Genomic DNA, 22,517 nt, shown 5'->3' on the forward strand with positions numbered 1-22,517 from the left:
TACTCCAGACGCAACGGTGGAACAGGACCTTATTGGTCCACAATCATACCCGCCTCAGCCCGCGTTTTCAGCCCATCAGCCCGGATCGGCGCTGACGCTCACGGGCGCTGGCGGTATACTGGAGCCATGACTTATGAACGCGACATCGTCCGTCACATGGCGGGCTACGTGCCGGGCGAGCAGCCCACTGATTCCGGCATCATCAAACTCAACACCAATGAGAATCCGTGGCCGCCATCGCCGCGCGTTATCGACGCCCTTGCCACGGTGAGTGCTGAATCACTACGCCGCTACCCGTCCCCGAGCGCGGCGGCATTCCTGGCCGAGGCGGCGACGCTGCACGGCGTCGACACCGATCAGCTGGTCGCCACCAACGGCGGCGATGAGCTGCTGAGGCTGGCGATCACCACTTTCGTCCCGCCGGGTCGACCGATCGGCATCGCCGAGCCGAGCTACTCGCTCTATCCAATCCTCGCCGCCATCCACGACAGCCCGGTGCATCGCGTGGCACTCGACGACGACTGGTCGCTGCCCGCTGGCTTTCCCGACGAGCTGAACGCCGCCGGTGTGCCGCTCACTTTACTGGTCAACCCGCACGCGCCCAGCGGCCGACTGCTCAACGCCGCGGCCATCGCCCGACTGGCCGACGCGCTGGAGGGGGTGCTGCTGGTGGACGAGGCCTACGTCGACTTCGCCGACCCCGACCATGATGTCGTGAGTCTGATCGCGCATCACGACAATCTGATGATCCTGCGGACCCTGTCCAAGGGCTATTCGCTGGCCGGGCTGAGGCTGGGCTACGGCATTGGTCCGGCCAGCCTGATCCAGCCCATTGCCGCGAAAACGCGTGACAGCTACAGCGTCGATGCCGTCGCCGACCAGCTGGGTGCCGCCGCGCTGGCGGATCCCGGGACCGCCCGGGCGAGCTGGGCATCGGTTCGGCGCGAGCGTCAGCGGCTGACCGACACGCTACGCGGCTGGGGGTTCGGGGTACCCGACAGCCAGGCGAATTTCTGCCTGGCTCAAGTGCCCACCGACGCACACCGCAGTGCCGCCTCGATCTACGCCGGGCTCAAGCATGACGGCATTCTCGTGCGGCATTTCGACACCCCGCGGCTACAGGATCAGCTGCGGATATCGGTCGGAACGCCGGCACAGAATGACGCCCTGCTCGAGTCGCTACAAAGGCAGCTCGAGCGCTAGGCAAACCAATAACCGCGCCGCCAGGATCGCCAGAAAACAGCGCCCAGCAGCAGGCTGCGCGCCACGGTAAAGCTCACGAACGCCAGCCACAGGCCGTGATTACCCAGAGACTGGCTGAACCACCAGACCGGCAGATAGAACCCCGCCACTGCAAGGATCATGGTGTCGCGCATGGCACCGGTCCGGGTGGCGCCGATGAAAAGCCCGTCGAGCAGATAACTTCCCACCGCCAGGATCGGCATGGCGATCATCCAGGGCAGGAACCGCTCCGCCATGGCCTGAACCTCGGGTAGATCCGTCAGCAGTGCGATCAGCGCTTCACCGCCCAGCGCAAAGCCGAGACTGGCCACCGCTGCCGTTGCCAGCGACCATTCGATCGCTGCACCCACTACACGACGGAACCCGTGCCGGTCGTTGGCACCGATCTGCTGGCCGACCAGTGATTCCGTGGCATGGGCGAATCCATCAAGCCCGTAGGAGGCAAGCAGCACAAACTGCAGCAGTACCGCGTTGGCGGCCAGTGTCACGTCACCCAGCTGAGCGCCCCGGGAATGGAAGAAGGCAAACGCGAACAACAGACAGAGCGTGCGGATGAAAAGCGCCAGGTTCACGCCAACCAGACGCCGATAGCCAGCAATATCCGCGACCACCCCCGACACGCGACGCCAGCCCCATCCGTGCCAGGCGCGCAGTGCCAGTCCGGCACCCACCACAAAGGTCAGGTAGTCGGCGATCACACTGGCCAGCGCCACACCGTCCGTGGTCATCTCCAATCCGACGACGAACACCAGATCGAGAACGATATTGGCGGCGTTATTGATGATCATGAGCAGTAGCGTGACACGGCTGTAACCGCGCCCCAGAAACCAGCCGATCAGGGCATAGTTGGCGAGCACGGCCGGTGCACTCAGGATACGGATACGGGCGTAGAGATCGGCCTCGGCGGTAACCGCAGCACTGCCGTCGAGCAGCTGCAGTCCGAGCGGAATCAGTACTGGATGGAGGGCAATCAGCGCGACGCCGATCAGCCCCGCCAGCGCAAGACTCTGTCCCAGCAACCGGATGAGGTCGTCAAGGTCGTCGCGGCCACAGGCCTGCGCCGCCAGACCGGTCGTACCCATACGCAGGAAACCAAATCCCCAATAGAGGAAGCTGAACAGCGTCGCGCCCAGGGTCACGCCACCGAGAAACCGGCTGTCGGGCAGATGCCCGACGACGGCGGTATCCACCAGCCCCAGCAGCGGCACGGTGAGATTGGAGACGATCAGCGGCCAGGCAAGCGCGAACACCCGGCGGCGGGGTGACAGCGGCGTGCGACCAGTGTCTGGGCTGCTATAATCAGTCACCATGAAAACCATCACTCCTGAACAGTATCGCCGTGCCCTCCTGCTGATCGCCGGTGCACACATTGCCATCATTACCGCCAGCAATTACCTCGTGCAGCTGCCGGTCTCGCTGCTCGGCGTGCAGACCACCTGGGGCGCGTTTTCCTTCCCGTTTATTTTCCTCGCCACCGACCTGGCGGTCCGGATCTTTGGCAAGGCATCGGCCCGGCGGATCATCTTCTTCGCCATGGGCCCGGCGCTGCTGGTCTCCTACCTGCTCGGCGTGCTGTTCCAGCAGGGCAGTTTTCAGGGGACTGACGCATTACTGGCGCTGAATGCATTCGTGGGCCGGATCGCGCTGGCGAGTTTCATGGCCTATGCACTGGGTCAGTTGCTCGACATCCACATCTTCGACCGTCTACGGCAGTCGGCGCGCTGGTGGATCGCACCCGCGGTCTCCACGGTGTTCGGGAACCTCGCCGATACCATCGCTTTCTTCGGCATCGCATTCCACCGCAGTCCTGATGCATTCATGGCCGCCAACTGGCCCGAGATCGCGGCAGTGGACTACGCCCTCAAGATCACCATCTCGCTGCTGCTGTTCATCCCGGCCTATGGCCTGCTCCTGGGATGGCTGCGGCGCCGCGTGCTGGGGCCGGATGGCCGCGTCGGGCTGCAGACGGCGTCGCGCTAGGCGATCGTCTCCGGCCGTTGCGGGTACCAGACCAGCGGCCCGCCGCGGTGACTGTCGTCGATGTGGAAGCCGTGCCGGGCGTACCACTCGAGGAGCTCGGCCTGCCCAAGCCCTTCGGCATCGTCGACATTCGCCTGACCGAGCAGAGTGACGTCGTAGCGATCGCAGAGCGCCTTTAACCACTCCAGCATCCGACTCGCCTCACCCCGGCCTCGCCATCGGGGATCGGTCTCGATCCGCATCAGCACCAGATACGCCGATTCCGCCTCAACGACCGCGCGGACATGACTCCACCATCGATAGTCCAGCACCGACTCTGGATCCGCTGCCGCCGCCGAGGTCTCCTCATGCCAGACGCGGATCGCGGCATCGACATCACCACTCATGGCGATAACCACTCACGATTGCCCATATAGGGCCTCAGCGCGTCGGGGATGCGGATCTGGCCGTCAGCCTGCTGGTAGTTCTCGAGCACCGCCACCAGGCAGCGGCCCACGGCCAGTGCCGACCCATTCAGCGTGTGCAGTGGCTCGGGACGACCGGTCTCTGGATTGCGCCAGCGCGCCTGCATCCGGCGCGCCTGGAATGCCTCGGTATTGCTGCAGGACGAGATCTCACGATAGGCCGCCTGTCCCGGTAGCCAGACCTCGATATCGTAGGTTTTAGCCGCGGCGAATCCGATGTCACCGCCGCACAGCGTGACCACCCGATAGGGCAGCCCGAGCCGCTGCAGAATGAGTTCCGCATGGCTGGTAAGACGCTCCAGTGCCGCATAGGAGTCCTCTGGCCGGGTCAGCTGCACGAGCTCGACCTTGTCGAACTGGTGCTGACGGATCATGCCCCGGGTATCTCGACCGTAAGAGCCTGCCTCCGAGCGAAAGCATGGGCTGTGACAGACATAACCCCGCGGCAGTTGATCGGCCTCGATGATTTCCCCCGCCGCGAGGTTGGCGAGCGGGACCTCGGCGGTCGGGATAAGCCGCAGCGAGGGCTCAAACCCTTCAATAGCGAACAGATCATCATCAAACTTCGGCAGCTGACCGGTTCCGACCAGGGCCTCCGTGCCCACAAGGTAGGGAACGTAAGTCTCTTGATAGCCATTCTCTTCGGTATGGATGTCGAGCATGTACTGAGCGAGCGCCCGGTGTAGCCGTGCAACCCCCCCTTGCATGACGACGAAGCGCGACCCGGAGAGCTTCGCGCCCGCAGCGAAATCCAGACCGCCAGCCAGCGCCTCGCCCAGCTCGACATGATCACAGGGCCGGAAGTCGAACGCCGGCGGCGTTCCCCAGCGCCGGATCTCAACGTTATCGGCCTCGTCCTGCCCCGGCGGTACGCTCTCGTGGGGCAGATTGGGCAGTGCGAGCTGACACTCCCTCAGCTCAGCCTGGACACGCTCGAGTTCAGACTCGGCCGCCTTGAGCGCATCACCGAGGTTCGCGACCTCATCAAGCAGCGGCTGGATGTCTTCGCCCGCCTGCTTGGCCTGGCCGATGGTCCGCGATCGGGCGTTGCGCTCGTGCTGAAGCGACTCCGTACGCGACTGCAACTCCCGGCGCCGCGCCTCCAGCGCGCCATAGTGATCGGCATCAAAGGAATGACCCCGGCGCGCTAACTGATGCGCGACGGCATGCGGATCCTGTCGGAGGGTTTTCTGATCAAGCATCGGTTGGCTCGTGTCCTAGAAACTTCGGGTGATGAGGATACCCGCTAGTGTGGCCAGCAGGCAGGTCGTCACGCTGGCCACCACATAGAGTGCGGCACGCAGGCCAGCACCCGCCTCGTAGAGCGCGACGGCGTCGAGTGAGAAAGTCGAGAATGTCGTGAATGCGCCAATCACCCCGACACCGAAGAAAAGCCGCCATCCGGATCCGGGCATCGCCCTTTCCACGAGCAGCACAAAGGCGACACCCATTAATAGGCTGCCGAGCACATTCACGGTAAGGGTTCCCCAGGGAAAGCCCCTGGGGAGCCAGCCAGTCACCAGCGCCGTGACGCTGTAGCGCATGACGGCGCCGATCGCGCCACCGGTGGCAACGGCTACGGCTTCACCGACGAATGCCATTCATCCCTACCCCAAGTGTCAGACGGCGGAAGTGTACGCGAATCGCGGTCACGATCGTAGCGGTCAGTGGCGGCGCGCGGCTTCGTCGAGCTCGGCAAGCCAGGCGAGCCGGTCCGCGATACGCCGCTCCAGTCCGCGGTCAGTGGGCTGATAGTAACGCCGCCCGGCGAGGGCCTCCGGCAGATAGGTCTCATCCGCGGCGTAGCCATGCGGTTCGTCGTGGGCGTAGCGATAGTCATGGCCGTAACCAAGGGATTTCATCAGCCGGGTTGGCGCGTTGCGCAGATGGACCGGCACTTCGAGCGAGCCCTCGGAACGGGCATCCGCCATCGCCGTGCTGAAGGCACGATAGACCGCATTGCTCTTTGGCACAGCGGCGAGGTAGCTGATCGCATGCGCGATGGCCAGCTCACCCTCGGGAGAGCCCAGACGCTCCTGCGCCTGCCAGGCATCAAGGCCAATCTGCAGGGCCCGGGGGTCGGCATTGCCGATGTCCTCTGAGGCCATGCGTACCACGCGTCGGGCAATGTAGAGCGGATCGCAGCCGCCATCGAGCATACGGGCGTACCAGTACAAGGCGGCATCGGGCGCAGAACCCCGCACCGATTTGTGCAGGGCGGACATCAGATCGTAGAAGGCGTCGCCGCCCTTATCGAAGCGTGCCCGTCCCCCCGCGGCGGCCTCACGGATCTGGTCCACATCAATCGTTGCCGCGTCACCGGCAAGGTCAGCGGCGACCTCGAGCAGACTGAGCGCGGTGCGGGCGTCCCCGTCGGCGAGCTGGGTCAGGGCCTCCCGCGCCGCATCACTCAGACTCAGATCAGTGTCGCCGAGGCCGCGCTCCGCATCAGTCATCGCGGCATCGATCAGACGACCGATGGCGACCGGCTCGAGGGCACGGAGGACATAGACCCGCACTCGTGAGAGCAGCGCATTGTTCAGCTCGAAGGACGGGTTCTCGGTCGTGGCACCAATAAACAGGAGCGTGCCGTTTTCGATGTAGGGCAGGAAAGCGTCCTGCTGCGCCTTGTTGAAGCGGTGGACCTCGTCGACGAACAGCAACGTCTGTCGTCCCGCCTCGCGGTTGGCACTGCCACGGGCAGCGCACTCGCGGATGTCCTTGACCCCTGCCATGACTGCCGACAACGTGAGGAATTCGGCATCGGCCGCAGCAGCCACCATCCGTGCGAGCGTCGTCTTGCCCGTCCCGGGCGGCCCCCACAGGACCATGGAATGCGGCCGACCCGCCGCCAGCGCCTCACCCAGCGGCCTTCCAGGCGCAAGCAGGTGATCCTGACCCGCGAACTCATCCGCGCGGCGTGGCCGCATCCGATCGGCGAGTGGACGGGTACGGTCGATCATGACCCCTGCATGACATCGACCCCCTCCGGGGGCTGGAAATCAAAACGCCCGGACTCGATCGTGGGGTTACGCACGATCTCGAGCAGCTTCACGGTGATGCGCTGACCAAGACCGTCCGCGACCTCAATGGCCACCGGTACACCCTGCTCGAGGGTGAGATGAACGCGCTGGAAATCCCAGGCAGGATCGGTCGGCTTCATCACGATCCGGCCGTCATCCGCGACGGAGAGCTCAAAGCGCTCCTGCAGACGCGCAAAATCGCCGCTCAGAAGCTGCGCCGCGCCCACGCCGAGCGCCTCGTCGAGCGGGCGCACTACGACCTGATCAAGCGCGACATCGTGGACCCAGAGCTTTTCACCATCGGCGGTGATGATCTGCTCCCAGGGCGTTTCATAGTCCCAGACAAAGCGTTGCGGGCGGGCGATCACAAACGACCCGGCCGCTTCTTCGACGACTGCTCCGGTCTCATCCATTGTCACCTGACGGAACTCGCCCTTGAGCGTATCGACCGCCTCAAAGTACTGCTCGAGGCGCTGCAATGCCTCGGGGGGTGATGCCGGGGAAGCCGCATCCGTTGTGCCGGCGGCCACCGCCGACATGCCACCCAGCGCCAACAGGGCGCCGATGAGCACGCCACCCAGTCGACGCTTCAGCCCGCTCGTCAATCCTGTCATCAACCCCCCGGTGGCGGTGGCGCGATCACCTCGCGCGAGCCATTGGCCTGCAGCGGTCCGACGATGCCGGCCGCCTCCATTTCCTCAACCAGCCGTGCCGCGCGGTTATAGCCCACCTTCAGCCGTCGCTGGACACCCGAGATCGAGGCCTTGCGCGTCTCGGTGACGATACGCACCGCCTGATCATAGAGCGGATCGGACTCGCCACCCGCCGCATTCATTTCGCCCGGCAGTGCACCGGCACTGGCGCTCTCTCCCGTGGATTCATCGAGGATCCCATCGACATAATCCGGCGAGCCCGTCTGTTTGAGATGCTCGGCGATCCGGTGCACCTCGGCGTCCGAGACGAAGGCGCCGTGGACCCGCTCAGGCAGTCCGCGACTGCTGGGACCGAGGTAGAGCATATCGCCATGGCCAAGCAGTGATTCGGCGCCCATCTGATCGAGGATGGTGCGTGAATCGACACGTGATGACACCTGGAACGCCATGCGCGTCGGGATATTGGCCTTGATCAGGCCGGTGATCACATCAACCGACGGGCGCTGCGTGGCGAGGATCAGATGGATCCCAGCTGCACGGGCCTTCTGTGCGAGTCGGGCAATCAGCTCCTCGACCTTCTTGCCGACCATCATCATCATATCGGCGAACTCGTCCACCACGACGACGGTGTACGGCATGGGCTCAAGCAGTGGCGGCTGCGGCGCCTCCCCATCGAGGGTCGGCTCGATCCGTCCCCCCGCCTTTTCCCAGAGCGGATCGGTGATCGGCTCACCCCGATCCCGCGCGGCGCGGATCTTCTCATTCGCACCATCGATGTTGCGCACGCCCAGCGTCGACATCACGCGGTAGCGGCGCTCCATTTCGCCCACACACCAGCGCAGCGCGTTGGCCGCCTCTTTCATGTCGGTGACCACCGGCGCGAGCAGATGCGGAATCCCATCATAGACCGAGAGCTCGAGCATTTTGGGATCGATCATGATCATGCGGACCTGCTCTGGGCTATTCTTGTAGAGCATGCTGATGATCATGGCGTTAACGCCCACCGACTTACCGGAGCCGGTGGTACCGGCGACCAGCAGATGCGGCATCTTGGCGAGATCGACGACCTGCGTGAAGCCACCGATATCCTTGCCGATCGCCAGAGTCAGCGGCGAATCCGACTGATCGAAGGCATCGGCGCGGATGATCTCCGACAGGGCAATGATCTGGCGGTGCGCGTTCGGGATTTCCAGACCAACGACCGACTTGCCGGGGATGACCTCGACCACCCGGACAGCAGTGACGGAAAGCGCGCGCGCCAGATCCTTGGACAGATTGCTGATCTGACTCACTTTTACGCCGGCCGCGGGCTTGAGCTCGAAGCGGGTGATCACCGGGCCCGGCTGGACCGCCACGACCTCGACCTGGACGCCAAAATCGCGGAGCTTGGTCTCGACCAGCCGTGACATCGTCTCCAGCGCGTCTTCGCTATAGCCCGGCTGCTCCGCCTGTGGCGTGTCGAGCAGCGACACCGGTGGCTGACCGCCTGGCGCGGGTGATGGCGCCGGGCGCTGACGCGGCTGCGCCCGGCTTGTTTTCCCCGGCGCTGGGGCTGGCGCCGGCGATGCCGGTGCGGCGGTCGGTGCGACCGCCGGCTCAGGCGCCGGCGCCGCAATCGCTGGACGGTTCCGCTCGCGGCTCTCGCGGCGCTCAGCGCGTTTCGCTGTCTGTCGGGCGTGCGCGGCCCGCAGCGCGGTCATGCCCGACTGGATCCAGCCCTGCAGGGCCACCAGATACTTACCCTGGGCGAGTACGAACTGTCCGAGCCGGTCCATGAGCAGAATCCATGACAGGCCGGTGAAAAGCGTGACGCCGGCGAGCAGGACCGCCAGTGCCAGCAATGTGGCGCCGATGAAACTGAACGCATCCGTGGCCCAGTCGCCGACCAGATTGCCGAGCACGCCGCCGGAGCTGAGCGGGACGGTGCCAACCACCGGCGGGATATGCAGTCTTGCCACGGCCGCCCCGGCAAGCAGAGTGAGCACGAAGCCCAACACCCGCACCCCCATCACGCCCCAGTGCACAGGACCGCCGCGGCGCTGCCAGCGATACACCAGTGTCGCCAGCAACGCGATCAGAATGGGAAACAGATAGGCGAGATAGCCGAACAGATACAGGCTCAGATCGGCCCAGTAGGCACCGACCACACCCCCCGCGTTATCGACGCCCCGAACCGGGCCGGACTGGCTCCACCCGGGATCAGCCGGCGCGTAGGTCAGCAGCGAGAGCACGAGAAAGCCGGCCACGGCCATCAGCAACAGCAGGGCCGCCTCCCGGATGACCCGACTGATGTGATGGCTCCCTGGCGCCATCAGTTGCCGCGCTGTCGTCTTGCCTGCCATGGCCTTGAGTGTACAGTAGGCGTCCGGCCTTTAGCAGCGGGGAAAGCCGGGCACTTCAGGGTGACTTATGCGGTCTGTCCAGACATGCAACTCAGAGCCATATCAGCAATCAACGAAATCGCCGCCGAGCGATGGAACGCACTGATCGGGGCTGACAACCCGTTCCTGCGCCATGAATTCCTCGATGCGATGGAGCGCCATGGCGCTGTGTCCCGGGAGAACGGCTGGGTCCCTTACCATCTTCTCCTCGAGGATGGCGACACCCTGGCCGCGGCGGCGCCGGCCTATATCAAGGGCAACTCATGGGGCGAGTTCGTATTCGATTTCGCCTGGGCGCATGCCTACGAGCGCAACGGGCTGGACTACTATCCAAAGCTGATCATTGCGGTGCCCTACAGCCCCGTGAATGGCCCTCGCATGCTGTTGAATAGTGATTACCCAGCGGATGGGCTCCGCCGGACGCTCGCCGACGGCGCGCAGCAGATGGCCGATGCAATGGCGATCAGCTCAGTCCACTGGCTATTCCCGCAGGCCGATGACATGGCCGCGCTGGAGAGTGCCGACTACGCTCGTCGGGACGGCTGCCAGTACCATTGGCGGAATGCCGGCTATCGCGACTTCGAGGCGTTCCTTGGCGGGCTCAACGCTAAAAAGCGCAAGAATATCCGCCGCGAGCGTCGCCGGGTCGATGAACAGGGCCTGGAGATGCGCACGCTCCACGGCCATGAAGTCAGCGATGAACTCTGGACGGCGCTGCACGGCTTCTACGAGGACACCTTTCACGCCCATGGCAATCTGCCGGTCATAAGCCGGGACTGCTTTGCGGAACTCGGCGAACGGCTCGGCGATCGGGTGGTGGTCTTCCTCGCCGAGGCCGACGGTACCCCCGTCGCGGCAGCGATCTGTCTGCGTAGTGACGACACACTCTATGGCCGCTATTGGGGGGCCGCTTACGACTACGACGACCTGCATTTCGAGGCCTGCTACTATCAGGGCATCGACTATTGCATCCGTGAGGGGATGGATCGGTTTGAACCCGGCGCGCAGGGCGAGCATAAGGTGGCTCGTGGGTTTCTGCCTGTCCTCACACACTCCGCCCACTATCTGCGCGACGAACAGTTCCGCGCCGCCGTGGATGACTTTCTCGCCCGCGAGCGACCCGCTGTGGCCGAGTACGCTCAGACCCTGACCGCAGAAGGCCCCTATCGGGCCGACATACTGGAGCAGCTACCCCGTGACTGAGCCGGCGCTCCCCGTCCCATGGCTTGCGCCGAATGACGAGACGACACCACTCCCTGATCCGGAAACCGCCCTTGCCGATCCCAATGGGCTGCTCGCCATCGGGGCGTCACTGTCGCCGCAGAGACTGGAATCGGCCTATCGGCGCGGCATATTCCCCTGGTACGCCCCGGGCGAGCCGATCCTGTGGTGGAGTCCGGATCCACGCGCGCTGATCACCCCATCGGGCTTTCACATGAGCCGATCACTGCGCCGGCGGCTGCAGAAACCCGATTACGAGGTGTCCATGGACACCGCCTTCGAGGCGGTTGTCGCCGCCTGTGCCGCACCGCGGCTGGATCAACCCGGCACCTGGATCACACCGGAAATGGCTGATGCCTACTGTCAGCTGCATACACTCGGGCTCGCCCACTCCATTGAGGTCTGGCGCGGGAAACGTCTGATCGGTGGGTTATACGGCGTTTCCACCGGCCATGCCTTTTTCGGAGAGTCGATGTTCAGTCGCGCCACCAATGCCAGCAAGATCGCCATCGCCTGGCTGCTCCGACAGTTGGACGAATGGGGATTCGACTTCCTCGATTGCCAGATGCCGACCGAACACCTGCTCAGCCTGGGCGCCGAAACAGTGCCCCGCAAACGCTTTCTGCTCAGGCTGGCCGCCAGTCAGCGGGGGGCGACACGCCTCGGAGACTGGTCTGTTTCGATCACTCGCAGTGATGTCAGCCACGCATGGCGGCGGTCGTGACCGGGCCCGATACCACCCACCAGATACGGCTCTTCGGGACCGGCTATCGCCCCTGCCCGTATCTCCATGACCGGCCATCGCAGTTCGACTTCGTTGACCCACGGCTGACCCCGACTCCGGCCCTTTATGACGAATTGCTCAAGAATGGCTTCCGACGCGGTGGCGAGCACCTCTATCGCAATGCCTGCCCTGGCTGTCAGCTGTGTCAGAGCATCCGTATCCCTGTGGCGCGGTTCCAGCCCCGGCGCCGACATCGGCGCTGCCGCCGGGACAATCCACATGTCTATCTCCGCAGCGTTGGGTTCCGGTATCGGCCCGAGCACTTTGATCTCTACAGTCGCTATGTCTCATCGCGCCATCCCGGTGGTGGTATGGACGACGCCGACCCGGATCTCTACTGGCAATACCTGACCTCGGACTGGTGCACCACGGAGTTCATGGAACTCCGCGAAGCGCCGGATGATCGACTACTCGGCGTTGCGGTCACTGACGATACGGGCGCGGCGTTCTCGGCCGTCTATACCTTCTACGACCCAAGCCTCACTGAACGCAGTCTGGGGACGCTGGCGATCCTGTTGCAGATCGAGGAAGCGAGAAGACGGCAACGGGACTGGCTGTATCTCGGGTACTGGATCGAAGGCTGCCCGGGAATGGACTACAAGATTGGCTTTCGGCCGCATGAGCGGCTATCACCGAGCGGCTGGGTCGCAGACGACTAGATCCCGCCGCGATTGGTGAACGTAACCGGCTCGGGTAGAATCAAGTCTTTTAATCAGGAAGAGAAAAGCTGAATGGCGAAGGAAGAGAATATTCGTATGCAGGGCACCATCACTGAGGTGATGCCCAACACTATGTTCCGCGTCGAGCTGGAGAACGGCCACATTGTCACCGCCCATATATCCGGAAAGATGCGTAAGCACTACATCCGGATCCTGCGCGGCGACAAGGTGACCGTCGAGCTCACGCCCTATGATCTCAACAAAGGGCGTATCGTTTTCCGAGCCCGCTGAGCCGGCCTACTCGACCGGCTCCGGTGTCTCGATGTGGAAGGCCAGCGATTCACCGGTATCATCCAGATCGACACTGACATGCCCACCGTTGGTCAGCTTGCCAAACAGTAGCTCGTCCGCCAGCTCACGCTTGAGCCGATCCTGGATGAGGCGGGCCATTGGCCGAGCACCCATCTTCGGATCATAGCCCTGCTCCGCGAGCCAGTCCCGGGCCGGGTCACTGACCGCGAGCGTGACCCGCTTGTCGGCCAGCTGGTGTCGTAGATCACGGATGAACTTGTCCGCCACCCGCTGGATGACCTCCGGCGCCAGACCATTGAACTGGATAATCGCATCCATCCGGTTACGGAACTCCGGCGTGAACTGCTTGCGGATCACCTCGATCTGATCGCTGCTCTGATCCTGCGGTGTGAACCCGATCGTCCGCCGGCTCTGCTCTTCGGCGCCGGCGTTGGTGGTCATCACCAGGATCACGTTACGGAAGTCCGCATGGCGGCCGTTATTATCGGTCAGCGAGCCGTGATCCATGACCTGTAGCAGCAGGTTGAACACGTCCGGATGCGCTTTTTCGATCTCGTCGAGCAGCACGACGGAGTGGGGGTGCTTGAGCACCTCCTCGGTCAGCAGCCCGCCCTGATCAAAACCGACATACCCCGGCGGTGCACCAATCAGCCGTGACACCGTGTGCCGCTCCATGTACTCCGACATATCGAAGCGGATCAGGTTGATCCCCATGGTCTCGGCGAGCTGCCGTGTGACCTCGGTCTTGCCGACACCGGTGGGTCCGGCGAACAGGAAGCTGCCCACCGGCTTGCCGGTATCACGCAGCCCGGCGCGCGACATCTTGATGGTCGTGGCAAGGGTATCGATCGCCTCGTCCTGACCAAAGATGGTCCGCTTGAGATCCTTTTCCATCGTCTCCAGCAGCCGCATGTCCGACGTCGACACCCGCTTGGGAGGAATCCGTGCGATTTTCGCGATGATCGTCTCCACATCGCTGACACTGACCGTCTTTTTTTTCTTCGACGGCGGCAGCAGACGCAGATTGGCGCCCGCCTCATCAATCACGTCGATCGCCTTGTCGGGCAGGAACCGGTCACTGATGTACTTGGCTGCCAGCTCCGCCGCCGACTCCAGGGCCGGATGTGTGAACCGCACGCCGTGATGCTGTTCGAACCGATCCTTGAGCCCACGCAGGATCTGCACCGTTTCCTCGACGGTTGGCTCGGCAACGTCGATCTTCTGGAAGCGCCGCGCCAGTGCCCGATCCTTCTCGAACACGCTGCGATACTCCTGATAGGTCGTCGAACCGATGCACTTGAGCTCACCACTCGCGAGCATGGGCTTGAGGAGGTTCGACGCGTCCATGACTCCACCGGATGCCGACCCGGCACCAATGATGGTGTGGATCTCGTCGATGAAAAGGATCGCGTGCTGCTGCTTTTTAAGCTGTGCAAGCAGGCCCTTCAGCCGCTTTTCAAAGTCACCCCGATACTTCGTACCGGCCACCAGCGCCCCCATGTCGAGGGAATAGATCGTGGCATCGGCGAGCACATCCGGGACCTCATCGTCCTCGATGAGCTTGGCCAGACCCTCGGCGATGGCGGTCTTGCCGACGCCGGCCTCACCGACATAGAGCGGGTTGTTCTTACGCCGACGGCAGAGGATCTGGATGGTCCGCTCAACCTCGAACTTGCGACCGATCAGGGGATCGGTCCGCCCCTGACGGGCCCGGTTGTTGAGGTTGGTCGCGAAGCTCTCCAGCGGATTGGTGCTCTCGCCATCTTCGCTGACCTCACCCTCTTCGCGCGATGACTCGGATTCGCCACCGCCTTCCTCACTGCTGCCCTTGGAGACGCCGTGGGAAATGAAATTCACCGCATCAAGCCGGGAAATGTTCTGCTTGTGGAGGAAATACACAGCCTGCGACTCCTGCTCGCTGAAGATCGCCACCACCACATTAGCGCCACTCACTTCCTTCTTGCCGGACGACTGGACGTGCAGGATCGCCCGCTGCAACACCCGCTGGAACCCCAGTGTGGGCTGCGTCTCGCGGTTGTCGTTGGCCGGTAGCAGCGGTGTCGTCTCATCGAGGAACGCCTCGAGATCCTGCCGCAGGGTCTCGAGATCGGCCTCGCAGGCGCGCAGCACCTCGAGCGCCGCCGGGTTGTCGGTCAGCGCGAGGAGGAGATGCTCCACGGTAAGGAACTCATGACGCTTGTCACGCGCTTCCTTGAAGGCGAGGTTCAACGTGAATTCCAGCTCTTTGCTCAGCATCGATATCTCACTTGCAATCTTGTTGGGAAAACCCGGTTGCGCCCGGTCGGTAAAGCAATCAGGCCGGTTCCAGCGTACACATCAGTGGATGATCATTCTCACGTGCGTAGTCGTTGACCTGATCCACCTTGGTTTCCGCGACGTCTCGGCTGAACTCCCCGCAGACACCCTTACCCCGGGTGTGGACATGCAGCATGACCTGTGTGGCCTGCTCCCGATCCATGCGGAAGAACGTCTGGAGGACCTCGACGACAAACTCCATCGGCGTGTAGTCATCATTCAACAGCACGACACGATAGAGCGGCGGTTGCTTGACGCTCGGTTCACTTTCTTTGACCGATAAATCGTCGTCGCGTTTCGGATCGTTCTCTTCGCTCATCAACCGTTCATCCCAAGGGCTTCACATCTGGATATGAGGACACTTCCCGTCGAGTAAAAGGTCCATCGGGCATCCTCAGTGTTATTATTTCATCATGCAGCGCACATCACACGTCATTGTCGGGCTGTCGGGCGGTGTCGACTCCGCGGTCAGCGCCTGGTTGCTCAAAGAGCAGGGCTACCGGGTCGAGGGCCTGTTCATGAAGAACTGGGAAGACGACGACACCGACACCTATTGCAGCGCCGAAACCGACCATGCCGACGCGAGGCAGGTCGCAGACGCCCTTGGAATCCCATTGCATCGGGCCAATTTCGCCGCGCAGTACCGGGCAGAGGTATTCGATCACTGCCTGCGCGAGTTCCGCGCCGGCCGCACCCCGAATCCAGACATCCTGTGCAATCAGCGTATCAAGTTCCGGGCATTCCTCGACCACGCGCGCCGGCTCGGTGCCGATGCCGTCGCCACTGGCCATTACGCCAGCGTGGGCGGCGAGCCGGGCGCACGGACACTGCGTCGCGCAGCCGATGCCAACAAGGATCAGACTTACTTCCTCTACACACTTGGCCAGGAACAGCTCGAGGCGGCGATCTTTCCGCTCGCTGACCTGAGCAAGCCGGCGGTCCGGCGGCTGGCTGATGAGGCCGGGTTCGAGAACTTCGACAAGCCCGACAGCACCGGCATCTGTTTTATCGGTGAGCGCGATTTTCAGGGCTTTCTGAGCCGCTATATCGACAGTACGCCAGGGGCAGTCGTGACGCCCGAGGGTGATACGGTCGGTCGGCATGACGGACTTGCGTTCTACACCCTCGGCCAGCGTCGCGGCCTGAACCTGGGGGGGCATGCAGCGCGCCCGGGGCTGCCCTGGTATGTCGCCGACAAGGATATGACCACCAACCAGCTGATCGTCGTACAGGGACACGATCATCCGGCACTCATGAACGATGGCCTCATCGCGGCGGACTGGCACTGGGTCGACGGCCGTGGCCCCGCGGCACCCATCCGCTGTACCGCCCGACTGCGGCATCGCCACGTCGATCAGCCCGGGTGGCTGACGCCGCTCACGGCGGGCCGCCGCAGACTGATTTTCGATCATCCGCAGCGCGCCGTGGCGCCCGGGCAGTCAGTGGTCATCTACGACGGTGGGGACTGCCTGGGCGGTGGCATCATCGAGACGCGTCTTCCGGTGGCGGGGAGCCCGATCAGTGGCGTCGCCTGAGCAGGAGCGTACCGAGGCGCTCGGCGCCGTCTTTCAGGCCCTCGGCGAAGTCCGCTCGATTGCCGAACGGGGACAGCATGATGCGACTCGCACCGAGACCTGCCTGCGCGGACTGCTGGGCGATTACTCGGGGTCGGTGGAAACGCTTTATGGCGGTCCCGGGGCCCTCGATACAGGCCTGAGGGACCTGGTGAATCACCTCTCGAAACCCGAATCCATGCATCTGACCCGTTACATGATCGGCGTCCTGCAACTCGAGCGGCGGATCCGGCGTGACAGGCACCGTCTGCCGGCAATCGCTGGTGGTCTGGAGCGCGCTCGCAGTCAGGCGGACTATTTCGGCCGGATCGACCATGACAGTGTCATCCACCATCTTGGCGATCTCTACAGCGAGCACATCAGCCCGCTGCGGCCGCGGATCCTTGTCCAGGGTCACGCCACCTATCTACAGGGGACGCGCAATGCCGCGCTCATCCGCGGATTGCTGCTCGCCGCGATCCGCGCGGCGGGGATCTGGCAGATGAACGGCGGCGGCCGCCTGAGGCTTGTATTCGGCCGGCGGGCGATCATCGAGTCAGCAGAGGCGATACTGACCGCGCATTGACCGCCGTCGGCGGCCTGCGAAGCGCATGCCCTTGTGGTCATGCGTCATGTAAAATGACAGATTCAGACGGGTCGATGGACCCATTACAACGGTCGTGCATGGTGCGCACGCCGATTCCGGGAGGAAGTCATGACCAATAGCTACAATGCCCGCGGAACGCTGGACGTTAAGGGTAAGCAGTACGAGATCTACCGACTCGACGCGCTCAGGGATCAATACGACATTGATCGGCTGCCGTTCTCGCTCAAGGTGCTGCTCGAGAACCAGCTGCGCAAGGAAGACGGCCAGAACATCGGCCCGGAGCAGATCAAGGGGATTTGTGAATGGGACCCGAATGGTGGCCCTGGCGAGCAGGTCTCCTTCATGCCCGCGCGGGTTGTGCTCCAGGACTTCACCGGCGTGCCGGCAGTGGTGGATCTGGCCGCCATGCGCGATGCGATGAAGCGTCTCGGCGGCGACCCCAACCTGATCAATCCACTTGAGCCGGCGGATCTGGTCATCGACCATTCGGTCATGGTGGATCACTTCGGAACCGCCGGCGCACTCGATCTCAACAGCAAGATCGAGTTCAAGCGCAACGAAGAGCGCTACAAGTTCCTGCGCTGGGGCCAGAAGGCCTTCTCGAACTTCCGGGTCGTACCGCCGGGGACGGGCATCGTCCATCAGGTCAACCTCGAATACCTCGCCAAGACGGTGTTCACCAAGGAAACCGAGACCGGCACCCTCGCCTACCCCGATACGCTGGTCGGCACCGACTCCCACACCACAATGGTCAATGGGCTCGGTGTGCTCGGTTGGGGCGTCGGCGGCATCGAGGCCGAGGCGGCCATGCTCGGTCAGCCGATCACCATGCTCGTCCCCGAGGTCATCGGTTTCCGGCTGAGCGGTGAGCTGCGCGAGGGTGCAACCGCCACTGACCTGGTGTTGACTGTCACCGAGAAGCTCCGCAAGAAGGGCGTGGTCGGCAAGTTCGTCGAGTTCTTCGGCGATGGGCTCGATAATCTACCCCTCGCTGACCGGGCGACCATCGGCAACATGGCGCCGGAGTACGGGGCCACCTGCGGTATCTTCCCCATCGACAGCGAGACCATCGAATATCTCCGGGTCTCCGGCCGCGATGAAGAAACCATTGATCTGGTCGAGGCCTATGCCCGGGAACAGGGCATGTGGCGCGAGACGGGATCCCGCGAGGCTGAGTACACCGATGTGGTCGAACTCGATCTGGGCGAGGTTGAGCCCAGCATTGCCGGACCGCGGCGCCCCCAGGACCGCATCCCACTGACCAACGCCAAACCGGCCTTCCTCGAGTATCTCGAAGAGGAGCTCACCGCCCGCGGCGTCATGCCCGATGCCGAAGAGGCCCGGTTCGAGGGCGAAGGTGGCTCCACAGCCACCGGCAACGCAATGTGGCACGAAAAGGGCGCCGTCAAGGTGAACTACGCCGACCAGGAGTTCATGCTCAAACACGGCGACGTCGTGATCGCCGCGATCACCTCCTGCACGAACACCTCCAATCCGGCGGTGCTGGTCGCCGCTGGCCTGGTGGCGAAAAAGGCTCATGAGCGCGGTCTGACCACTAAACCCTGGGTAAAGACCTCGTTCGCACCCGGCTCCCAGGTGGTGCCCGCCTATCTCGGCGAGGCGGGTCTGATGGAGCCGCTCCAGGCGCTCGGCTTTGATGTCGTCGGGTTTGGCTGCACGACCTGCATCGGCAACTCCGGCCCCCTGCCGGAGCCGGTCAGTGAAGCCATCCGGGAGGGCGATCTGAATGTTGCTGGCGTGCTCTCAGGCAACCGCAACTTCGAGGGTCGGATCCATCCGGATGTGCCCGCCAACTATCTGGCATCGCCGCCGCTGGTGGTTGCCTACGCCCTGGCCGGCAGCGTCGCCAGGGACATCTCCAGCGAGCCGATCGATGTCGACCGCGATGGTCATCCGGTCTACCTGAAGGATATCTGGCCGAGTCAGAAGGAAATCGCCGACGTCATCGAGGAGCACATCAACTCGAAGATGTATCGCGAGCAGTACGCCAATGTCTTCGAGGGATCGCAGACCTGGCGCGAACTCCCCGCTCCGGAAGGCGAGATCTATGAGTGGCCAGATTCGAGCTATGTCCGCAACCCGCCCTACTTCGAGGGCATGGACATGGAGCCCGGCGACATCTCCGAGATCAAGCAGGCCCGCTGCCTGGTCAAGGTCGGCGACTCCATCACCACCGACCATATCTCGCCAGCCGGCGCGATCAAGGCCGACAGCCCGGCGGGCGAGTATCTGCGCTCACTCGGCATTCTGCCGCAGGACTTCAACAGCTACGGCTCACGGCGTGGCAACCATGAGGTCATGATGCGGGGCACCTTCGCCAACGTTCGGCTCAAAAACGAGCTCGCCCCCGGGACTCAGGGGAGCTGGACGACGTACTTCCCCACCGGCGAACAGACCTCCATTTACGATGCCGCGATGCGCTACAAGGAGCAGGGCACGCCACTGGTGGTGCTGGCTGGCAAGGAGTACGGCACCGGCTCGAGTCGTGACTGGGCGGCCAAGGGAACGGCCCTGCTGGGCGTGCGATTCGTGATCGCCGAGAGCTATGAGCGCATCCACCGCTCCAACCTGGTGGGCTTCGGTGTTGTGCCGCTCCAGTTTGCCGAGGGTGAGGATGCCGAGAGCCTCGGCCTTACCGGTGAGGAGACCTTCAGCGTTGGCAGTCTCGACACCGAGCCTTCAACAGTGACGGTCCGCGCAGTGACACCGGATGGCGAGGTCAAGAGCTTCCAGGCGAAGGTCCGTATCGACACGCCCACCGAGTGGAGCTACTTCCGTAACGGCGGCATCCTGCACTACGTCCTGCGGGATCTGGCTCAGCGCAGCCACCAGGCCGCCTGAACCACCGCCATCCGGCGGAGACAGAAAACCCGGCCATGTGGCCGGGTTTTTTTATGCTCGAATGACAGTCCCGATGACGCGGTCGCGGACCCACCGACAATGGCGGGGCGAGCAATCACCCGTCGATCAGCCCGCCGACTCGAGTGCCGCCAGGGCCGCGTCGTAATCCGGCTCCTGGCGGATTTCGGGGACAAGATCGCGGTAGACCACGACATCATGGGTGTCCAGCACCAAGACCGCGCGGGCGGTGAGGCCCGCCATTGGGCCATCGACCTGAAGGATGCCGTAGTCGGTGGCAAAGCGTCGGTCGCGCATCATCGACAGAGCCTCAACGGCCTCGATGCCCTCGATCTCGCAGAACCGCGCCATGGCAAAGGGCAAGTCGGCGGAGATGTTGAGCACCACGGTGTTCTCGAGCGCCGCCGCGCGCTGGTTGAACTGCCGCGCGGACATCGCGCAGGTCGGTGTATCCAAGCTGGGGACAATGCTGAGTACCTTGCGCAGGCCGGCGTAGTCCGCCAGGGAGACGTCGCTCAGGTCCTTACGGGTCAGTTTGAAATCCGGGGCCGGGCTGCCCACGGCCGGCAGGTCACCATTGATATGCACGGTCTCGCCGCGTCGGGTAATCGTGGTCATGTCGTGCTCTCCATTCACCGCGGTTGAGGCAGCGTGGGCGATTGGCCCCATCGCGGCGGCGTCTGATTGTTTTAATCGCTTTCCACCACACGCTTGGGCGATAGGATAAACGTGTGACGATCGCGCACAAGGTTATCGTCACATGGTCTGAGTCGCTACACTCGCCCGTGGAGAGACCATAGGAGGAGAGACCATGGCCACCGCATCCCAGGACGCCACCGCCACCGGCGAGATCGGCCACTTCATCAACGGCGAAGCCGCCGCCGGTGCCACCGGCGGCCGCACTCACCCCATCTACAACCCTGCGACAGGGGCGCGGACTCATTCGGTCGCGCTCGCCTCGGTCGATGAGGTGGAGCATGCCATCGCCCATGCCACCGCCGCGCAGATCGCGTGGGGGGCCACGCCCCCGCTGCGTCGGGCGCGGGTCATGTTCCGCTTCAAGGAACTGATCGAGCGTCACCACGACCGGCTGGCCGAGTGCATCACCCGCGAGCACGGCAAGACCTTCTCCGACGCCAGGGGTGAGGTGGTCCGCGGCCTGGAGGTCGTCGAGTTCGCCTGCGGCATTCCGCATCTGATCAAAGGTGAGCACTCGCCCAACGTCGGCACCGACGTGGACAGCCACTCCATGCAACAGCCCGTGGGCGTGTGTGCCGGCATCACGCCGTTCAACTTCCCCGTCATGGTGCCGCTGTGGATGGCGCCCGTGGCGCTCGCCTGCGGGAATAGTTTTATCCTCAAGCCCTCGGAGAAGGATCCGTCGGCGAGCATGCTGCTGGCGGAACTACTCAAGGAGGCCGGCCTGCCCGATGGCGTGTTGAACGTCGTCAACGGTGATAAGGAGGCCGTCGATGTCCTGCTGACCGATCCGCGGGTTGGCGCCATCAGCTTCGTGGGCTCCACGCCGATCGCCCAATATATCTATTCCACCGGATCGGCCCACGGCAAGCGCGTCCAGGCCCTCGGGGGCGCCAAGAATCATGCCGTGGTCATGCCCGATGCCGACATGGAGCAGACCGTGGACGCCCTCATGGGCGCCGCCTACGGCTCGGCCGGTGAGCGCTGCATGGCGATCTCGGTCGCCGTTCCAGTCGGCGAAGAGACCGCCGATCGCTTGGTGGCGGGTCTGGAGGCCCGTCTCAAGACCCTCACCATCGGCGACGGCCTCAGCAAGCCCGAGCCCGAAATGGGCCCGCTGGTCACCCGCGAGCACCGCGACAAAGTCGCCAGCTATCTCGATATCGGCACTGCCGAAGGGGCTGAGCTTGTCGTTGATGGCCGGCGGGGCGATTTCCCGGGAGACGATACAAGCGACGGGTTCTTCATCGGCGGCTCTCTGTTCGATCGCGTCCGCCCGGGCATGCGTGTACACAGCGAAGAGATTTTCGGCCCTGTCCTCAGCGTGGTCCGCGCCGCCGACTTCGAAGCGGCCCTCGGCGTCGTCAATGGCCACGAATACGCCAACGGCACGGCCATTTTCACCCGCGATGGCGATGCCGCCCGCACCTATAGCGAGCGCGTCGAAGTGGGCATGGTCGGCGTTAACGTCCCAATCCCAGTGCCGATGGCCTTCCACAGCTTCGGTGGCTGGAAGCAGTCGCGCTTTGGCATCCTCCACGCCCATGGGCCGGACGCGGTCCGCTTCTACACCCAGATGAAGACCGTCACCAGCCGCTGGCCGAAGGGCGTGCGCGACGGCGGGAGCCAGTTCGTGATGCCAACGATGTAATCAAGGCCGGGCACATCCCTGCTCATGCTGAGCTCCCGTTCCCTACGAGCCCCATTGAGGGCCTCAGGATCCGGGCGCTGATTCCGACAACG

20 protein-coding genes are annotated in these 22,517 nt (G+C 63.8%); 10 read left to right on the top strand and 10 right to left on the bottom strand.

Going from position 1 to position 22,517, the window contains the following annotated elements; all coding sequences use genetic code 11:
* Window positions 1–126 precede the first annotated feature (126 nt).
* Window positions 127–1,203, top strand: a complete 1,077-nt coding sequence (hisC, locus tag SPICUR_RS06435) for a histidinol-phosphate transaminase (RefSeq protein ID WP_023367259.1) — start codon at window positions 127–129, stop codon at window positions 1,201–1,203.
* Here hisC and SPICUR_RS06440 read toward each other — a convergent pair.
* Window positions 1,200–2,552 (bottom strand): MATE family efflux transporter, encoded by a 1,353-nt coding sequence (locus SPICUR_RS06440; protein ID WP_051373301.1) that lies wholly within the window; start codon window positions 2,550–2,552, stop codon window positions 1,200–1,202. The genes hisC and SPICUR_RS06440 overlap by 4 nt on opposite strands.
* Between SPICUR_RS06440 and SPICUR_RS06445 the strand changes: the two genes are divergently transcribed.
* Window positions 2,551–3,222 (top strand): 7-cyano-7-deazaguanine/7-aminomethyl-7-deazaguanine transporter, encoded by a 672-nt coding sequence (locus SPICUR_RS06445; RefSeq protein ID WP_023367263.1) that lies wholly within the window; start codon window positions 2,551–2,553, stop codon window positions 3,220–3,222. The two genes, SPICUR_RS06440 and SPICUR_RS06445, sit on opposite strands and share 2 nt — an antisense overlap.
* Here the strand turns inward: SPICUR_RS06445 and SPICUR_RS06450 are convergent.
* From SPICUR_RS06450 to SPICUR_RS06475, 6 genes are all read right to left on the bottom strand, one after another.
* The gene (locus tag SPICUR_RS06450) at window positions 3,219–3,608 is read right to left on the bottom strand and encodes a GNAT family N-acetyltransferase (RefSeq protein ID WP_023367265.1); all 390 of its coding nucleotides are present in this window, start codon (window positions 3,606–3,608) and stop codon (window positions 3,219–3,221) included. The two genes, SPICUR_RS06445 and SPICUR_RS06450, sit on opposite strands and share 4 nt — an antisense overlap.
* A complete protein-coding gene (gene serS, locus SPICUR_RS06455) occupies window positions 3,605–4,888 on the bottom strand; it encodes a serine--tRNA ligase (RefSeq protein ID WP_023367267.1) in 1,284 nt (427 codons plus the stop codon). Before serS ends, SPICUR_RS06450 begins: the two co-directional genes overlap by 4 nt.
* Before the next feature lie 15 nt (window positions 4,889–4,903).
* Window positions 4,904–5,287, bottom strand: a complete 384-nt coding sequence (gene crcB, locus SPICUR_RS06460) for a fluoride efflux transporter CrcB (protein ID WP_023367269.1) — start codon at window positions 5,285–5,287, stop codon at window positions 4,904–4,906.
* Between the two features lie 63 nt (window positions 5,288–5,350).
* Window positions 5,351–6,649 carry a replication-associated recombination protein A gene (locus SPICUR_RS06465; protein ID WP_023367271.1) on the bottom strand — a complete coding sequence of 433 codons (1,299 nt, stop codon included), beginning with the start codon at window positions 6,647–6,649 and terminating at the stop codon, window positions 5,351–5,353.
* Complete coding sequence (gene lolA, locus SPICUR_RS06470; RefSeq protein WP_023367273.1) at window positions 6,646–7,323, bottom strand: outer membrane lipoprotein periplasmic chaperone LolA; 678 nt, start codon at window positions 7,321–7,323, stop codon at window positions 6,646–6,648. Before lolA ends, SPICUR_RS06465 begins: the two co-directional genes overlap by 4 nt.
* Window positions 7,323–9,704, bottom strand: a complete 2,382-nt coding sequence (locus SPICUR_RS06475) for a DNA translocase FtsK (protein ID WP_023367275.1) — start codon at window positions 9,702–9,704, stop codon at window positions 7,323–7,325. Before SPICUR_RS06475 ends, lolA begins: the two co-directional genes overlap by 1 nt.
* An 84-nt stretch (window positions 9,705–9,788) precedes the next feature.
* Here SPICUR_RS06475 and SPICUR_RS06480 point away from each other — a divergent pair, with 84 nt between their 5' ends.
* The 4 genes from SPICUR_RS06480 (at window position 9,789) to infA (ending at window position 12,698) form a co-directional block, all read left to right on the top strand.
* Complete coding sequence (locus tag SPICUR_RS06480) at window positions 9,789–10,946, top strand: GNAT family N-acetyltransferase (protein ID WP_023367277.1); 1,158 nt, start codon at window positions 9,789–9,791, stop codon at window positions 10,944–10,946.
* Window positions 10,939–11,688, top strand: a complete 750-nt coding sequence (aat, locus tag SPICUR_RS06485; RefSeq protein WP_023367279.1) for a leucyl/phenylalanyl-tRNA--protein transferase — start codon at window positions 10,939–10,941, stop codon at window positions 11,686–11,688. Before SPICUR_RS06480 ends, aat begins: the two co-directional genes overlap by 8 nt.
* Window positions 11,673–12,407 (top strand): arginyltransferase, encoded by a 735-nt coding sequence (locus SPICUR_RS06490; protein ID WP_023367281.1) that lies wholly within the window; start codon window positions 11,673–11,675, stop codon window positions 12,405–12,407. Before aat ends, SPICUR_RS06490 begins: the two co-directional genes overlap by 16 nt.
* Before the next feature lie 72 nt (window positions 12,408–12,479).
* Window positions 12,480–12,698 (top strand): translation initiation factor IF-1, encoded by a 219-nt coding sequence (gene infA, locus SPICUR_RS06495; protein ID WP_023367283.1) that lies wholly within the window; start codon window positions 12,480–12,482, stop codon window positions 12,696–12,698.
* 6 nt (window positions 12,699–12,704) lie between these two features.
* On the opposite strand, the gene clpA is transcribed toward infA, so the two are convergent.
* Together clpA and clpS are read right to left on the bottom strand one after the other, a co-directional pair.
* Entirely contained in the window at window positions 12,705–14,975 is a 2,271-nt protein-coding gene (clpA, locus tag SPICUR_RS06500) for an ATP-dependent Clp protease ATP-binding subunit ClpA (RefSeq protein ID WP_023367285.1), read from the bottom strand.
* A 58-nt stretch (window positions 14,976–15,033) separates the two neighbouring features.
* Window positions 15,034–15,354, bottom strand: coding sequence for an ATP-dependent Clp protease adapter ClpS (gene clpS, locus SPICUR_RS06505; RefSeq protein ID WP_023367287.1), 321 nt, complete (start codon window positions 15,352–15,354; stop codon window positions 15,034–15,036).
* A 94-nt stretch (window positions 15,355–15,448) separates the two neighbouring features.
* Between clpS and mnmA the strand changes: the two genes are divergently transcribed.
* The 3 genes from mnmA to acnA all read left to right on the top strand — a co-directional run bounded on the left by mnmA (window position 15,449) and on the right by acnA (window position 20,057).
* Window positions 15,449–16,570: a tRNA 2-thiouridine(34) synthase MnmA gene (gene mnmA / locus SPICUR_RS06510; protein WP_023367289.1), complete on the top strand. Its 1,122-nt coding sequence runs from the start codon at window positions 15,449–15,451 to the stop codon at window positions 16,568–16,570.
* A complete protein-coding gene (hflD, locus tag SPICUR_RS06515) occupies window positions 16,557–17,174 on the top strand; it encodes a high frequency lysogenization protein HflD (RefSeq protein ID WP_023367291.1) in 618 nt (205 codons plus the stop codon). Before mnmA ends, hflD begins: the two co-directional genes overlap by 14 nt.
* A gap of 129 nt (window positions 17,175–17,303) precedes the next feature.
* Window positions 17,304–20,057 carry an aconitate hydratase AcnA gene (gene acnA / locus SPICUR_RS06520; protein WP_023367293.1) on the top strand — a complete coding sequence of 918 codons (2,754 nt, stop codon included), beginning with the start codon at window positions 17,304–17,306 and terminating at the stop codon, window positions 20,055–20,057.
* 126 nt (window positions 20,058–20,183) lie between these two features.
* Here the strand turns inward: acnA and tpx are convergent, their stop codons facing one another.
* Window positions 20,184–20,693 (bottom strand): thiol peroxidase, encoded by a 510-nt coding sequence (gene tpx / locus SPICUR_RS06525; RefSeq protein WP_041382386.1) that lies wholly within the window; start codon window positions 20,691–20,693, stop codon window positions 20,184–20,186.
* Between the two features lie 193 nt (window positions 20,694–20,886).
* Between tpx and SPICUR_RS06530 the strand changes: the two genes are divergently transcribed.
* Window positions 20,887–22,425 carry a CoA-acylating methylmalonate-semialdehyde dehydrogenase gene (locus SPICUR_RS06530; RefSeq protein ID WP_023367297.1) on the top strand — a complete coding sequence of 513 codons (1,539 nt, stop codon included), beginning with the start codon at window positions 20,887–20,889 and terminating at the stop codon, window positions 22,423–22,425.
* Window positions 22,426–22,517: the final 92 nt, after the last annotated feature.

It is taken from the genome of Spiribacter curvatus (assembly GCF_000485905.1).
GTDB lineage: Bacteria > Pseudomonadota > Gammaproteobacteria > Nitrococcales > Nitrococcaceae > Spiribacter > Spiribacter curvatus.